Source organism: Citrobacter sp. Cb080, from assembly GCF_030334745.1.
Taxonomy (GTDB): Bacteria; Pseudomonadota; Gammaproteobacteria; order Enterobacterales; family Enterobacteriaceae; genus Citrobacter; species Citrobacter braakii.
In genome coordinates, this window is record NZ_JAOWDG010000078.1 from 216,751 (window position 1) to 231,278 (window position 14,528).

Below are 14,528 nucleotides of genomic sequence, written 5' to 3' on the forward strand. Positions count from 1 at the left end.
GCGGCTATGGAGTCATCCTTGCGTTTAGTGGCGATTACCAACTGTCCGGCGGGTATCGCCCACACTTATATGGTGGCAGAAGCGCTGGAGCAAAAAGCGCGCTCGCTCGGCCATACGATTAAAGTCGAAACCCAGGGCTCAAGCGGCGTCGAAAACCGACTGACCAGTGAAGAAATTGCCGCTGCCGATTACGTTATTCTGGCTACAGGTCGCGGCCTGAGCGGTGAAGACCGGGGGCGTTTCGCCGGGAAAAAAGTCTATGAAATAGCCATTTCCCAGGCGCTGAAAAATATCGACCTGATTTTTACGCAGTTACCGACTCATTCACAACTTTTTGCCACTGATAGCAGCGTGAAGCTGGGAAAACAGGAGGTCCAGCACGGTAGCGTGATGAGCCACCTGATGGCTGGCGTTTCCGCCGCGCTGCCGTTTGTTATTGGCGGCGGTATTCTGGTTGCCATCGCTAATATGCTGGTGCAGTTCGGTTTGCCCTATGCCGATATGTCGAAAGGTGCGCCGTCGTTCACCTGGGTTGTTGAATCCATCGGCTATCTGGGCTTCACCTTTATGATCCCCATTATGGGGGCATACATCGCGTGGTCGATTGCCGATAAGCCCGCTTTTGCCCCGGCGTTTCTGGTGTGTTACCTGGCGAACGATAAAGGTCTTCTCGGCACCCAGTCCGGCGCGGGGTTTCTCGGCGCGGTCGTACTCGGGCTGGCAATTGGCTACTTTGTGCTTTGGTTTCGCAAGGTTCGGCTCGGCAAAGCGTTGCAGCCGCTGCTCGGCTCCATGCTGATCCCGTTTGTCACTTTGCTGGTGTTTGGCGTACTGACTTATTACGTCATCGGCCCGGTGATGTCCGACATCATGGGGGGGCTGCTGCACTTCCTGAACACCATTCCGCCATCAATGAAAATGGGCGCAGCCTTCCTCGTTGGCGCAATGCTGGCATTTGATATGGGCGGGCCAATCAATAAAACGGCCTGGTTCTTCTGCTTCTCACTGCTGGAAAAACATATCTATGACTGGTACGCCATCGTCGGCGTGGTGGCGCTGATGCCGCCCGTCGCGGCAGGTATCGCTACCTATTTAGCGCCAAAACTGTTTACCCAGCAGGAGAAGGCCGCCGCCAGCAGTGCGATTGTGGTGGGTGCCACCGTCGCCACCGAACCGGCAATCCCCTATGCGCTGGCCGCGCCGCTGCCGATGATTACCGCCAATACGCTCTCCGGTGGTATTACCGGCATGCTGGTCATCGCCTTTGGAATCAAACGTCTCGCGCCGGGTTTAGGTATCTTTGATCCGCTGATTGGCCTGATGTCTCCGGTGGGGTCATTTTACCTGGTGCTGGCTATCGGTCTGGCGCTGAACATTTCGTTAATTATCATCCTGAAAGGATTGTGGCTGAAACGTAAAGCCGCACAGCAGGAGCTTGCCCATGAACATTGAGTTACTTCAGCAGTTATGCGAAGCCAGCGCCGTCAGCGGTGATGAGCAGGAAGTTCGCACTCTTCTCATTAATGCGCTGGATTCCAGCGTCGATGAAATCACTTTTGACGGCCTCGGCAGCTTTGTCGCACGCAAGGGCAACCGTAGGCCGAAGGTTGCCATCGTCGGTCACATGGATGAAGTGGGCTTTATGGTCACGCATATCGACGAAAGCGGCTTTTTGCGCTTCACCACCATTGGCGGTTGGTGGAGCCAGTCGATGCTGAACCACCGGGTCGCCATCCGTACCCGCAAGGGCGTTAAAATCCCTGGCATAATCGGCTCCGTAGCACCGCACGCCTTAACGGAAAAGCAGAAACAGCAACCTCTGACATTTGACGAAATGTTCATCGATATTGGTGCCAACAGCCGCGAAGAAGTAGAAAACCGCGGAATTGCGATCGGTGATTTCGTTAGCCCGGAAGCCAATTTCGCTCGCTGGGGCGAAGATAAGATCGTCGGCAAAGCGCTGGATAATCGCGTCGGCTGCGCCCTAATGGCCGAGCTTTTACAAACCGTGAATAACCCTGAAATTACCCTGTACGGCGTGGGCAGTGTGGAAGAAGAAGTGGGTCTACGCGGGGCGCAAACCTCAGCGGAGCATATCAAGCCCGATGTGGTGATCGTGCTGGATACTGCGGTTGCGGGCGATGTGCCCGGAATCGACAGCATTAAATACCCACTCAAGCTTGGCGATGGCCCAGGGCTGATGCTGTTCGATAAGCGCTATTTCCCTAATCAGCAGTTGGTTGCCACATTAAAAGCGTGTGCAGAAAACAGCGGTGCGTCATTGCAGTTTTGCACCATGAAAACCGGGGCGACGGACGGTGGACGCTATAACGTTATGGGCGGCGGTCGTCCGGTGGCGGCACTATGCCTGCCGACGCGCTATCTCCACGCCAACAGCGGCATGATTTCCGCATCGGATTACGACGCGCTGTTTACGCTGGTGCGGGAACTGCTCACCTCGCTGTCGACCGAAAAGGTCCGCGCGCTTACTGACTTTCGCCGGGAGAGTTAATGCTTTCGGAACGCCAGTTAAAATTGGTGGATCTTCTTGAACAGCAGCCGTGTTTGCTGGGCGACCTGGCGCGGCAAACTGGCGTTTCAGGCAGAACCATCCTGCGCGATATTGACTACCTCAATTTTACCCTCAGCGGTAAGGCCCGCATTCAGCCCGGTGGCAGTGCGGGCTATCAGTTGGAAATTGTCGACAGACGCGGTTATTTTCAGCTTCTGCAACGCCATGATAATGATGACCGGTTGCTGGCCTTTCTTCTGCTCAATACCTTTACACCGCGTGTACAGCTGGCTTCGGCGCTCAATTTACCTGAAACCTGGGTGGCCGATCGTCTCCCACGGTTGAAGCAGCGCTATGAGCGCGCCTTTTGTCTTGCCAGTCGCCCGGGCGTCGGTCATTTCATTGATGAACCGGAAGAAAAGCGCATTATCCTGTTGGCGAATCTGCTTAAAAAAGATCCCCTCTTAATTCCACTGCCGGGTATTACCCGAGACAACATCGACAGGCTCAATGCAGCATGTGAAAAACTTAATGAATTCCCGCTCATCTCGGGAGAGTACCTGGCAAGTCTGGTGCTGGCCGTCTATGCCCTGCGTAACCAGCTCTCCGGGTCATGGCCGGAGTGTCGGTATGTATCACTGAAAAACGCGGTGGAACAAGGAGGAGTCTACCTGGGCGAGAACGCCTTCAGAACACTGATCGGCCTTCTGGAAATCAGACAACGGCAGGCAATGACAATTTCTGCCGATGCGGTGACCTTGTTGTTAAAAAGCGTTCCCGGCATCGCTGCGTTGAACGTTATCGATACCCAACTGGTTGATAATATTACCGGCCACCTGTTGAGATGCGTCTCTGCCCCGGTTTGGGTACCGGAACATCGCCAGAGCAGTATGCACAACCTGAAGTCGACCTGGCCTGCCGCCTTCGATTTGAGTCTGCGTTTTATTGCCCTGTTGCGTGAAAAACTGGATATCCCACTGTTCGATAGCGACCTCATCGGGCTTTACTTCGCCTGCGCCCTGGAGCGCCATCAAAACGAGCGCCAGCCAGTCATTTTGTTATCCGACCAGAATGCTATCGCCACCATCAACCAACAGGCCATTGAGCGAGATGTTCTGAATTGTCGGGTGATCATTGCGCGAAATACGAGTGAAGTCAGCGCCATCAGTGAAGAAATCACCCCACTGTTAATCATCAACAATAGTCACTATTTACTTGATGAATCTATAAAAAACACCTTAACCATCAAGAATATCATCACCTCTGCGGGTACCGAGCAGATTAAACACTTCCTCGCGACGGCCTTTATCCGCCAGCAGCCCGAACGTTTCTTTTTACAGCCGGGCAGCTTCCATTACGCCAATATGAAGGCCGAAAGCTGGCAGAGTATCATCGGCCGGATCTGCGGCCAGCTTGTGGCACAGAGCCATATCACCGAGGACGAAGCGCTGCGCATTTGCGCCCGGGAGCATGAAGGTGAAAACCTGATCGTGAATCGCCTGGCGATTCCTCATTGCTGGAGCGAACAGGAGCGCCGCTTTCGTGGTTTCTTTATTACCCTCGCACACCCTATTCTGGTGAATAACGAACCGGTCAGCCATGTCCTAATCGCCTGTGCCGCCGCCGAGGCGCGGCATGAGCTAAAAATCTTCAGTTATTTATCCAGCGTGCTGAGCAGCCATCCGGCAGAAACTATTGCGGGATTGAAAGACTATAACGCGTTTATCGCATTGCTCAGGCAGTGAATGCCGGAAATGAAAAAAGCGCCTCAAGGGCGCTCTTTCGACAGTACTGAGGTATCTTATTTCAGCAGTTCAGCGGTCATGTGCACGCGGTTGCCGGTGTATGCCTGAGTGATTTTATAATCGCTGGCACCTGCACGTTCAGCCTGAGCGGCAATTTTTGCTTCAGCGCTTTCCAGTGTAGAACCAGTTGCGGTAACTGTCTGAGCAGCGAAAGAACCGAAAGAAGTAGCCAGAGCGATAACTGCGACAAAAGTTTTGATGCTTTTCATGATATAAACCCTTTAACTTAGTTGTTTGATTAAGGCACCGTGCCTTGATGTGATAAATAATAGCCATCTCATCGCACAACTAAAAGCGGAAGGATTTGCCAGTCTTATTCAAATTAATTGAATACTGGTTACTCAGTTATCAGACGCTCGGGATGTGTATAAATCGTCGCCCGGCCCGGTTTGCAAAAACCCACCAGCGTCAGGTTACAGCGTTCGGCAACTTCCACAGCGAGCGTTGTCGCCGCAGAAACAGCAAACAGGATTTCCACGCCGCACATTGCCGACTTCTGCACCATCTCGTAGCTGGCGCGGCTGGAGACTAATACCGCGCCCTGCTGCCAGGTTTCCCCTTCGATCGCACGTCGTCCCAGCAGTTTATCCAGCGCAACATGACGTCCAACATCTTCATGTCCGCCCGCCAGATGACCTGACGGCTGTACCCAGGCAGCCGCGTGCGTGCAGCCTGTCAGTTGCCCAACAGGCTGGAAATCAGGGAGATGCCTTAAGGCGTTATCGAGATGCGCCAGATTGAATGTCTGGGTAAACGGCAGCGGCTGGACCGGTTTGCCAATATCATTAAGTTGTTCCACGCCACAAACACCGCAGCCAGTCCGACCGGCCAGTGCGCAACGACGCTCTTTCAGCCCCATAAAGCGCCGGCTGGACAGCTCAACCTGCACTTCTAATCCGTTGCAGGAAGGCACCACGTCCATCCCGTAAATATCTTGCGAGGACTCAATAATGCCTTCAGAAAGTGAAAAACCCATCGCAAAGTGCTCAAGATCTTTCGGTGATGCCATCATCACCACGTGTGAAATCCCGTTGTATACCAGCGCCACAGGCACTTCTTCAGCTACCTCATCTGGCTGAGGATGTTGCAAGTCCTCGCGCTTCCAGAGGGTCAACTGACGAGATCCTGTCGGAGATGTCACATTCTTGATGTTTTCTTGAATAATCTTATTCACTTTCTTTTAACCGTATTGGAACACGCATACCAACATTGTGGTATTCTTTACAAACCCCTCCTGGACGGAGGGAAATTCACCCAATTCTGGACCTTTGCGGTCCCGTCCGCAAAGAAAAATAACAACCACTTCCCTCGCGTTCGCGTTATAGGAAAACGAAGGGAACGTGACAATGTCGAAACAAGGAGCGAACCATGCAGGTCAGCAGAAGGCAGTTCTTTAAGATCTGCGCTGGCGGTATGGCAGGCACCACGGCAGCGGCACTGGGCTTTGCACCCGGCGTAGCGCTAGCGGAAACACGGCAATATAAATTGCTGCGCACCCGCGAAACCCGTAACACCTGCACTTACTGTTCCGTTGGCTGTGGACTGTTAATGTACAGTCTCGGTGACGGAGCAAAAAACGCCAAAGCATCCATCTTCCATATCGAAGGGGACCCGGATCACCCGGTGAACCGTGGCGCACTGTGCCCGAAAGGGGCAGGACTTGTGGACTTCATCCACTCTGAAAGCCGCCTGAAATTCCCGGAATACCGCGCACCTGGCTCTGATAAGTGGCAACAGATTAGCTGGGATGAGGCATTTGACCGCATCGCTAAGCTGATGAAAGAAGACCGCGACGCTAACTACGTTGCACAAAACGCCGAAGGCGTAACCGTTAACCGCTGGCTTTCCACCGGGATGCTGTGTGCTTCCGCTTCCAGTAACGAAACCGGCTATTTAACACAAAAATTCTCCCGCGCGCTTGGTATGCTCGCGGTCGACAACCAGGCACGCGTCTGACACGGACCAACGGTAGCAAGTCTTGCTCCAACATTTGGTCGCGGCGCGATGACCAACCACTGGGTCGACATTAAAAACGCCAACCTCGTTGTGGTGATGGGCGGTAACGCCGCTGAAGCTCACCCGGTCGGGTTCCGCTGGGCGATGGAAGCCAAAATTCACAACGGCGCGAAGCTGATTGTTATCGATCCGCGCTTTACGCGAACCGCGGCGGTGGCTGATTTCTATGCTCCGATTCGTTCCGGTACTGACATTGCTTTCCTGTCAGGCGTTTTGCTGTACCTGCTGAACAACGAAAAATTCAACCGCGAATACACTGAAGCCTATACCAACGCCAGCCTGATCGTGCGTGAGGATTACGGTTTCGAAGATGGCCTGTTTACCGGCTACGACGCGGACAAACGCAAGTATGACAAAACCAGTTGGAACTACGAACTGGATGAAAAAGGCTTCGCCAAACGCGATGTCACCCTGCAACACCCGCGCTGCGTATGGAACCTGCTGAAACAGCACGTCTCCCGCTACACGCCGGACGTCGTAGAAAATATCTGCGGTACGCCAAAGGCCGACTTCCTGAAGGTCTGTGAGTACATCGCAGAAACAAGCCGCCCAGATAAAACCGCGTCGTTCCTGTACGCACTGGGCTGGACGCAACACTCCGTTGGTGCGCAGAACATCCGTACCATGGCGATGATCCAGTTGCTGCTTGGCAATATGGGGATGGCAGGCGGCGGCGTTAACGCCCTGCGCGGACACTCTAACATTCAGGGTCTGACCGACTTAGGTCTGCTGTCACAAAGCCTGCCGGGCTACATGACGCTGCCAAGCGAGAAACAAACTGACCTGCAAACTTACCTTGCCGCCAACACGCCAAAACCGTTGCTGGAAGGCCAGGTGAACTACTGGGGCAACTACCCGAAATTCTTCGTTTCGATGATGAAAGCCTTCTTTGGCGATAAAGCGACAGCGGAAAACAGCTGGGGCTTCGACTGGCTGCCGAAGTGGGATAAAGGGTACGACGTCCTGCAGTACTTCGAGATGATGAACCAGGGTAAAGTGAATGGCTATATCTGCCAGGGCTTTAACCCGGTCGCATCATTCCCGAATAAAAACAAGGTTGTGGCTTCACTGTCCAAACTGAAGTTCCTGGTTACCATCGACCCGCTCAACACAGAGACCTCCACCTTCTGGCAGAACCACGGTGAGTCGAACGATGTTGACCCGTCGAAAATCCAGACTGAAGTATTCCGTCTGCCGTCCACCTGCTTCGCCGAAGAGAACGGTTCTATCGTCAACTCCGGTCGCTGGCTGCAGTGGCACTGGAAAGGTGCGGATGCCCCAGGAATTGCCGTTACCGATGGTGAAATCCTCGCCGGTATCTTCCTGCGTCTGCGCAAGATGTATGCCGAACAGGGTGGTGCGAACCCGGAACAGGTACTGAGCATGACCTGGAACTACTCCACCCCACACGAACCGGCTTCGGAAGAAGTGGCGATGGAGAGCAACGGTAAAGCCCTGGCCGACATTACCGACCCGGCCACCGGTGCCGTTATCGTCAAGAAAGGCCAACAGCTTAGCTCGTTCGCCCAACTGCGTGACGACGGTACCACCTCCAGCGGCTGCTGGATTTTTGCCGGTAGCTGGACGCCGGAAGGCAACCAGATGGCACGTCGCGATAACGCCGATCCGTCAGGCCTTGGCAATACGCTGGGCTGGGCATGGGCGTGGCCGCTCAACCGACGTATTCTGTATAACCGCGCCTCCGCTGACCCGCAGGGGAATCCGTGGGATCCAAAACGTCAGATCCTGAAATGGGACGGGGCGAAATGGAGCGGGATGGATATTCCAGACTACAGTGCCGCCGCGCCGGGCAGCAACGTTGGGCCGTTCATCATGCAGCCGGAAGGGATGGGACGCCTGTTTGCTATCGATAAGATGGCAGAAGGTCCGTTCCCGGAACACTACGAGCCGTTTGAAACGCCGCTGGGGACTAACCCGCTGCACCCGAACGTTATCTCTAACCCTGCCGCACGTATCTTTAAAGGTGACGCGGAAGCACTGGGTAAAGCGGATAAGTTCCCGTACGTCGGTACGACCTACCGTCTGACCGAGCACTTCCACTACTGGACTAAGCATGCGCTGCTTAACGCTATCGCCCAGCCGGAGCAGTTTGTGGAAATTGGCGAGAAGCTGGCGAATAAGCTCGGTATCTCTCATGGCGATACCGTCAAAGTCTCCTCTAACCGTGGCTACATTAAAGCCAAAGCGGTGGTGACCAAACGTATTCGCACGTTGAAGGCCAACGGTCAGGATATCGACACTATCGGAATCCCGATTCACTGGGGCTACGAAGGTGTGGCGAAAAAAGGCTTTATCGCTAACACGTTAACGCCATTCGTCGGTGATGCGAACACGCAGACGCCGGAATTTAAGTCCTTCCTCGTGAACGTGGAAAAGGTGTAACGGAGACGACCTATGGCTTATCAATCGCAAGACATCATTCGTCGTTCCGCCACTAACGGTTTCACCCCCGCGCCTCAGGCGCGGGACCATCAGGAAGAGGTGGCGAAGCTTATCGACGTCACCACCTGTATCGGCTGTAAAGCGTGTCAGGTGGCGTGTTCAGAATGGAACGACATCCGTGATGAAGTGGGCAACAACGTTGGGGTGTACGACAACCCGGCTGATTTGACCGCTAAATCCTGGACGGTAATGCGCTTCTCGGAAGTGGAACAAAACGACAAACTGGAGTGGCTAATCCGCAAGGATGGCTGTATGCACTGCGCCGATCCGGGCTGCCTGAAGGCGTGTCCGGCCGAAGGAGCAATCATTCAGTATGCCAACGGTATCGTCGACTTCCAGTCCGAGCAGTGCATCGGCTGTGGCTACTGTATCGCGGGCTGCCCGTTCGACGTGCCGCGCCTCAACCCGGAAGACAACCGCGTTTACAAATGTACGCTGTGCGTTGACCGTGTAGTGGTCGGACAAGAACCAGCCTGCGTGAAAACGTGTCCAACCGGCGCTATTCATTTCGGCACTAAAGAATCGATGAAAACGCTGGCCGGTGAGCGCGTGGCGGAGCTGAAAACGCGTGGTTACGAAAACGCGGGTCTGTACGATCCGGCAGGCGTTGGCGGTACGCACGTGATGTACGTATTGCACCATGCGGACAAGCCGAATCTGTACCACGGTCTGCCGGAGAACCCGGAAATCAGCGCCACCGTGAAGTTCTGGAAAGGCATCTGGAAACCTCTCGCAGCCGTCGGCTTTGCAGCGACATTTGCGGCCAGTATCTTCCACTACGTCGGCGTAGGCCCGAACCGTGCGGAAGAGGAAGAAGACAATCTGCATGAAGAAAAAGACGAGGTGCGCAAATGAAACGACGTGACACCATCGTGCGCTACACGGCGCCGGAACGCATCAACCACTGGATCACCGCCTTCTGCTTCATTCTGGCGGCAGTGAGCGGGATGGGTTTTCTCTTCCCGTCGTTTAACTGGCTGATGCACATCATGGGCACGCCGCAACTGGCGCGAATTGTGCACCCGTTTGTCGGCGTGATCATGTTTGCCTCGTTTATCATCATGTTTTTCCGTTACTGGCACCACAATCTAATCAATCGGGATGATATCTTTTGGGCGAAGAATATTCGTAAGATTGTCGTCAACGAGGAAGTAGGTGACACTGGACGTTATAACTTCGGCCAGAAATGCGTATTCTGGGCGGCGATTATCTTCCTGGTCCTGTTGCTGGTGAGCGGAGTGGTCATCTGGCGTCCGTATTTTGCGCCTGCTTTCTCAATCCCGGTGATCCGATTCGCGTTAATGCTGCATTCATTTGCCGCAGTAGCGTTAATTGTGGTTATCATGGTGCACATTTACGCCGCCCTTTGGGTGAAAGGCACCATTACCGCGATGGTGGAAGGATGGGTTACCAGCTCATGGGCGAAGAAACATCACCCGCGCTGGTACCGTGAAGTCCGCCAGAAACAGGAAAAGTCATCTGAATGAGTATTCGCATAATCCCGCAAGATGAGCTGGAGAAGAGCGAGAAACGCACGGCGGATATGATTCCGCCGTTATTATTCCCCAGACTCAAAAATTTGTATAACCGCCGCGCTGAACGTCTGCGCGAGCTGGCCGAGAACAACCCACTGGGTGATTACCTGCGTTTTGCCGCGCTGATCGCTCACGCGCAGGAAGTGGTGTTGTACGACCATCCGCTGCAGATGGATCTGACCGCTCGCATCAAAGAAGCGAACGATCAGGGCAAACCGCCACTGGATATCCACGTTCTGCCACGCGACAAGCACTGGCAAAAACTGCTGCAATCGCTAATTGCTGAGCTGAAGCCGGAAATGAGCGGCCCTGCGCTGGCCGTGATCGAGAATCTGGAAAAAGCCTCGGAGCAGGAGCTGGAACTGATGGCCAGCGCGCTGTTTGCCTCCGATTTCGCCTCCGTCAGCAGCGACAAAGCACCGTTCATTTGGGCTGCCCTGTCGCTCTACTGGGCGCAGATGGCGAGCCTGATCCCCGGCAAAGCCCGTGCGGAATACGGCGAACAGCGTCAGTACTGCCCGGTGTGTGGTTCAATGCCGGTCTCCAGCATGGTGCAAATCGGTACCACTCAGGGGCTGCGCTATTTGCACTGCAACCTGTGCGAAACCGAGTGGCACGTGGTGCGCGTGAAGTGCAGCAACTGCGAGCAGAGCCGTGATTTGAACTACTGGTCGCTGGATAACGAACAGGCGGCAATTAAAGCTGAAAGCTGCGGCGATTGCGGGACTTACCTGAAGATTCTCTATCAGGAAAAAGACCCGAAAGTCGAGGCCGTAGCCGACGATCTCGCTTCACTGATGCTGGACGCACACATGGAGCAAGAGGGCTTTGCCCGCAGCTCCATCAACCCGTTCCTGTTCCCGGGTGAAGGGGAGTAAGTTCTTCGCACTACCGGGCGGCGCAGGTCGCCCGGGTTATAACGTATACGGTGTGACCACGCCGGATATGCCTGCAAAATCCCTGGTATTACGCGTAACCAGTGTAAGACGATGAATCTGCGCAGTGGCCAAAATGATGGCATCCGGCAATTTCATCCCATATTCCTGCCTGATACTCACGCTTCGTTCAGCAATATCCTGTGAAACACCGATCACATTAAAAGCGCCTAGCGCAACGCGTGTGCGAGATTCCTGATGATATTTTTTTGCTCCCACCATCAACTCCATCCATGTAATGAGGCTGATTGCGTTCTGCGGCGGCCATGTTTCTATCGCTAGTTTTGCTTCACTTCGCCCGCTAAACAGGTCGATCAGGATGTTGGTATCAAAAAGCGCAGATCCTGTGACCATTACCATTCCTCGCGGAGTTTACGCTGATAATCAACGCCATCTTCCTCACAACCTTGCCATAGCCCAAGAGCACGTGAAATTGTCGTTTCAGCTTGATCCTGCCTCTCAAGATACTGTTCAACAGCCTCCCGCAAAAGCTCAGCCCGCGGCAGATTACGCTGCACCTTGAGATCATCAAGACGTTTGATCACTTCGTCTGATAAATCGAGTAAAATTCTGCCCATATCCATCCCAGCCATCATACTCACATATACCTCCAGTATATCATTGGCGATTAATTTCCACACAACATACACCCGAGAAAAGCGAGAAAATAGCCTTCACGCGAACGATTTTTACTTTTGCGAGCCGCTTTCCAGAATCGTACACCCCGTCACTTTTCCCATTCTCATTCGTGGCTATCCAGGTTATAAACCTGTATATCCATACAGATAAGGAAAATAATAAATGGCACTGGAAAGCGGGATTGCACAGCTGGTTGAGACATTTATCGCGGCGGGACGCCCTTCTTCGTGCGAGCAAAATATTGATGACCGGAGAGCAGGCTACATTGCCAGCACGGTACTGGCAGGAGAAACTGAAACCCGCGTACAGGTTGAAGATTTTGAACTCGATGCAATGACATTTCGCGTTGTTTCGCCGCGGGACGCCACGGGAAATCTCCCCTGCGTTATCTATTATCACGGTGGCTGCTTTGTCAGTGGCGGATTCGCGACGCATGATAACCAGCTAAGGCAGCTCACCTGGTACAGCGGCTGTCGAGTCATTGCGGTGCATTATCGCCTCGCACCAGAGCATACTTTCCCGGCTGCACATAACGACGCTGAAACGGGAGCCAATATTATCTGGAAGTATGCCCAGAAACTGGGTGTCGACCGCGGCAGGATTACGCTTGCTGGCGACAGTGCGGGCGGGCATCTGGCGCTGGTCACTGCACTTCGCCTAAAAGCTGCCAATCAATGGCAACCTGCGCAGCTAATGCTGATTTACCCAATGCTGGACGCAACCGCCAGGTTTGAGAGCTACGACCGAAATGGGCAGGATTACATTATCACACGTGACACGTTGCTTTCGGGCTACGAGATGTATTTGCCGCAAACCGACCTGCGGCATCCTGAAGCCAGCCCTGTCTGGCGTGAAGACTTCAACGGTCTGCCGCCCACGCACATCATTACAGCCGAATTCGACCCACTGCGCGATGAGGGCGAGGCCCTGTATCAACGGTTCCAGGAGCAGGGCGTGGAGTGCACCTGCCAACGCTATCTTGGCGTTATCCACGGATTTTTCCAGTTGGCAGGAGTGAGCCAGGCGGCACGAAATGTTATGCGAGATGTGGCCTGGCGGCTTGGCCGTTAGGGTTGTTTATGTTTTCGTCCACGGGTGCTATCTTGTGTGAATAGATAACACAAAGGACAAACTTATGCCCAGAACTACCAGCATTACAATCGGCGAGCATCTCGATCGTTTTATTAACGAAATGATTGAAAGTGGGCGCTATGGCTCCACCAGCGAAGTTGTTCGTTCGGCATTGCGTTTGCTGGAGGAACAAGAATTGCGAAATAATGCATTGCGCGACGCGCTGGAGGATGGGATACACAGTGGCACAAGCGACCTGACTCTACAGGAGGTCGCGCTCCGGAAGAAGCGCAGTCTGAATGTATAAACTCTCTAATCGGGCAGTCGAAGACTTTGAATCTATCTATGAATACACCTGGAGAAAATTCGGTTATCAACATGCAGATAAATACACGACAGAGTTGGAGCAGCTTTTATTACTATTAGAGAAAAACTCTTTGATGGGTCGCAACAGCTCTGAAATTAAGGAAGGTACCCGTCAATACAACCACCGCCAACATGCAATTTTTTATCAAAATGCGGATTATGGCATTTTCATAATCCGCATTTTACATCAGCAAATGAACCCAATATTGCATATTAACTAGAGAAACTACTCTTCCTCATTCCCGCCCTCTTCATATGCGCCAAACGGTTTCGCGGGTAGCACAATGTAGGTACCTTCAAACACGACGCCCGGCGTGTCATCGCCAAACACCCCGACCTGCATCTGAACGCGCGCCTTGCGGCCTCTTGCCAGACGGTCCAGGTCACCGCTCAGCGAGCCCAGATCGGCAATAGCGGTAGGTTTCCCGGTAATTGGCCTGCTGTATCGGATATGCGCGTCGGCGAGGATTATCGTCCCCCCCCAGATGACGCTCGCGCAGCATCAGCCAGATAAGCCCCCAGCCCGTTAACGTCGCCAGTGAAAACAGGCTTCCGGCAAACAGCGTATGGTGCGGGTTCTGATTGCCTGTCTCTGGCATCGTAGTAATAAATTTCTGCCCGGTGTACTGCTGAATGCGCACGCCCATTTTCTCACTCAATGGAATATGTTCGTACCAGGCTTGCTGTAGCTGTCCGCACCAGTCCCCGCGATGGAGAATGTCGTCCAGCGTTGCGATGGGTTTAATCATCAAAAAATGGCGCACCGGCGTGGTTTGTGGCGTGGTAATTTCGCCCTGACTCACAAACCCCAGTTTGGCGAAAAATTCGACCGCATCTTCACGAGCGCTACAGGTTACGCGCTTTACCCCTTCCTGACGCGCCACAGACTCCAGGGTCATCGCCATCAGCGTGCCCAGCCCTTTCTCCTGCACAGAGGGGTCAACGGCCATAAAGCGTATGGAGGCTTCGTTATCCGCATTGATATACAGACGCCCGACCGCGACCAGATTTCCCTCTTCGTCCACCACCATCTGGTGATGCGCCATCGCGTCCCAGGCATCCCGTTCGGAGCCTTTGGGCTGGTGCAACGGTTTACGCAACATCTCCCAGCGAAACTGGTAGTAACGCTCCAACTCTTCTTCTGTTTGCGGTACTCGAAGGTGATACATAGTCGTATTCTCTCTTG

At 53.8% G+C, this 14,528-nt stretch carries 14 protein-coding genes and 1 pseudogene; 10 read left to right on the forward strand and 5 right to left on the reverse strand.

What is annotated here, in order from left to right; translation table 11 throughout:
* Positions 1–6 precede the first annotated feature (6 nt).
* The 3 genes from OGV38_RS18215 to OGV38_RS18225 are packed head-to-tail and all read left to right on the forward strand — an operon-like array spanning position 7 to position 4,257.
* Entirely contained in the window at positions 7–1,452 is a 1,446-nt protein-coding gene (locus OGV38_RS18215; protein WP_016157882.1) for a PTS fructose-like transporter subunit IIBC, read from the forward strand.
* Positions 1,442–2,512: an aminopeptidase gene (locus OGV38_RS18220; protein WP_286474336.1), complete on the forward strand. Its 1,071-nt coding sequence runs from the start codon at positions 1,442–1,444 to the stop codon at positions 2,510–2,512. The genes OGV38_RS18215 and OGV38_RS18220 overlap by 11 nt, the downstream gene beginning before the upstream one ends.
* Positions 2,512–4,257 (forward strand): putative frv operon regulatory protein, encoded by a 1,746-nt coding sequence (locus tag OGV38_RS18225; RefSeq protein ID WP_049269660.1) that lies wholly within the window; start codon positions 2,512–2,514, stop codon positions 4,255–4,257. The genes OGV38_RS18220 and OGV38_RS18225 overlap by 1 nt, the downstream gene beginning before the upstream one ends.
* Before the next feature lie 56 nt (positions 4,258–4,313).
* Here the strand turns inward: OGV38_RS18225 and OGV38_RS18230 are convergent, their stop codons facing one another.
* Positions 4,314–4,526, reverse strand: a complete 213-nt coding sequence (locus OGV38_RS18230) for a YdgH/BhsA/McbA family protein (RefSeq protein ID WP_003825262.1) — start codon at positions 4,524–4,526, stop codon at positions 4,314–4,316.
* Positions 4,527–4,654: 128 nt separating this feature from the next.
* Complete coding sequence (fdhD, locus tag OGV38_RS18235; RefSeq protein ID WP_286474340.1) at positions 4,655–5,491, reverse strand: formate dehydrogenase accessory sulfurtransferase FdhD; 837 nt, start codon at positions 5,489–5,491, stop codon at positions 4,655–4,657.
* Between the two features lie 194 nt (positions 5,492–5,685).
* On the opposite strand from fdhD, the gene fdnG reads away from it, so the two are divergent.
* Genes fdnG through fdhE form a run of 4 tightly spaced genes read left to right on the forward strand, consistent with a single transcriptional unit; the run spans position 5,686 to position 11,209 of the window.
* The gene (gene fdnG, locus OGV38_RS18240) at positions 5,686–8,736 is read left to right on the forward strand and encodes a formate dehydrogenase-N subunit alpha (RefSeq protein WP_087121869.1); all 3,051 of its coding nucleotides are present in this window, start codon (positions 5,686–5,688) and stop codon (positions 8,734–8,736) included.
* 12 nt (positions 8,737–8,748) lie between these two features.
* On the forward strand, positions 8,749–9,651 hold the full coding sequence (fdoH, locus tag OGV38_RS18245; protein ID WP_003028691.1) for a formate dehydrogenase O subunit beta: 903 nt from the start codon (positions 8,749–8,751) through the stop codon (positions 9,649–9,651).
* Positions 9,648–10,283, forward strand: a complete 636-nt coding sequence (fdoI, locus tag OGV38_RS18250; protein WP_003028686.1) for a formate dehydrogenase cytochrome b556 subunit — start codon at positions 9,648–9,650, stop codon at positions 10,281–10,283. The genes fdoH and fdoI overlap by 4 nt, the downstream gene beginning before the upstream one ends.
* A complete protein-coding gene (gene fdhE / locus OGV38_RS18255; RefSeq protein ID WP_003028685.1) occupies positions 10,280–11,209 on the forward strand; it encodes a formate dehydrogenase accessory protein FdhE in 930 nt (309 codons plus the stop codon). Before fdoI ends, fdhE begins: the two co-directional genes overlap by 4 nt.
* Before the next feature lie 36 nt (positions 11,210–11,245).
* On the opposite strand, the gene OGV38_RS18260 is transcribed toward fdhE, so the two are convergent.
* Together OGV38_RS18260 and OGV38_RS18265 are read right to left on the reverse strand one after the other, a co-directional pair.
* Complete coding sequence (locus OGV38_RS18260) at positions 11,246–11,620, reverse strand: type II toxin-antitoxin system VapC family toxin (protein ID WP_016155182.1); 375 nt, start codon at positions 11,618–11,620, stop codon at positions 11,246–11,248.
* Entirely contained in the window at positions 11,620–11,862 is a 243-nt protein-coding gene (locus OGV38_RS18265) for a ribbon-helix-helix domain-containing protein (RefSeq protein ID WP_016155181.1), read from the reverse strand. Before OGV38_RS18265 ends, OGV38_RS18260 begins: the two co-directional genes overlap by 1 nt.
* 205 nt (positions 11,863–12,067) lie before the next feature.
* Here OGV38_RS18265 and OGV38_RS18270 point away from each other — a divergent pair, with 205 nt between their 5' ends.
* The 3 genes from OGV38_RS18270 (at position 12,068) to OGV38_RS18280 (ending at position 13,563) form a co-directional block, all read left to right on the forward strand.
* Entirely contained in the window at positions 12,068–12,976 is a 909-nt protein-coding gene (locus tag OGV38_RS18270; RefSeq protein ID WP_286474343.1) for an alpha/beta hydrolase, read from the forward strand.
* 64 nt (positions 12,977–13,040) lie between these two features.
* Positions 13,041–13,283, forward strand: coding sequence for a type II toxin-antitoxin system ParD family antitoxin (locus tag OGV38_RS18275; RefSeq protein ID WP_016155179.1), 243 nt, complete (start codon positions 13,041–13,043; stop codon positions 13,281–13,283).
* Positions 13,276–13,563: a type II toxin-antitoxin system RelE/ParE family toxin gene (locus OGV38_RS18280; protein WP_049269420.1), complete on the forward strand. Its 288-nt coding sequence runs from the start codon at positions 13,276–13,278 to the stop codon at positions 13,561–13,563. The genes OGV38_RS18275 and OGV38_RS18280 overlap by 8 nt, the downstream gene beginning before the upstream one ends.
* A 5-nt stretch (positions 13,564–13,568) precedes the next feature.
* Here the strand turns inward: OGV38_RS18280 and fabY are convergent.
* A pseudogene (gene fabY, locus OGV38_RS18285) lies at positions 13,569–14,511 on the reverse strand (fatty acid biosynthesis protein FabY).
* Positions 14,512–14,528: the final 17 nt, after the last annotated feature.

Bases quoted from the DNA above. Each gene is read 5' to 3' on its own strand.
- fdoH (WP_003028691.1), top strand. From the start codon at position 8,749: ATGGCTTATCAATCGCAAGACATCATTCGTCGTTCCGCCACTAACGGT.
- fdhE (WP_003028685.1), top strand. From the start codon at position 10,280: ATGAGTATTCGCATAATCCCGCAAGATGAGCTGGAGAAGAGCGAGAAA.
- OGV38_RS18220 (WP_286474336.1), top strand. From the start codon at position 1,442: ATGAACATTGAGTTACTTCAGCAGTTATGCGAAGCCAGCGCCGTCAGC.
- fdoI (WP_003028686.1), top strand. From the start codon at position 9,648: ATGAAACGACGTGACACCATCGTGCGCTACACGGCGCCGGAACGCATC.
- OGV38_RS18280 (WP_049269420.1), top strand. From the start codon at position 13,276: ATGTATAAACTCTCTAATCGGGCAGTCGAAGACTTTGAATCTATCTAT.
- OGV38_RS18275 (WP_016155179.1), top strand. From the start codon at position 13,041: ATGCCCAGAACTACCAGCATTACAATCGGCGAGCATCTCGATCGTTTT.
- OGV38_RS18270 (WP_286474343.1), top strand. From the start codon at position 12,068: ATGGCACTGGAAAGCGGGATTGCACAGCTGGTTGAGACATTTATCGCG.
- OGV38_RS18225 (WP_049269660.1), top strand. From the start codon at position 2,512: ATGCTTTCGGAACGCCAGTTAAAATTGGTGGATCTTCTTGAACAGCAG.
- OGV38_RS18215 (WP_016157882.1), top strand. From the start codon at position 7: ATGGAGTCATCCTTGCGTTTAGTGGCGATTACCAACTGTCCGGCGGGT.
- OGV38_RS18265 (WP_016155181.1), bottom strand. From the start codon at position 11,862: ATGATGGCTGGGATGGATATGGGCAGAATTTTACTCGATTTATCAGAC.
- OGV38_RS18260 (WP_016155182.1), bottom strand. From the start codon at position 11,620: ATGGTCACAGGATCTGCGCTTTTTGATACCAACATCCTGATCGACCTG.
- OGV38_RS18230 (WP_003825262.1), bottom strand. From the start codon at position 4,526: ATGAAAAGCATCAAAACTTTTGTCGCAGTTATCGCTCTGGCTACTTCT.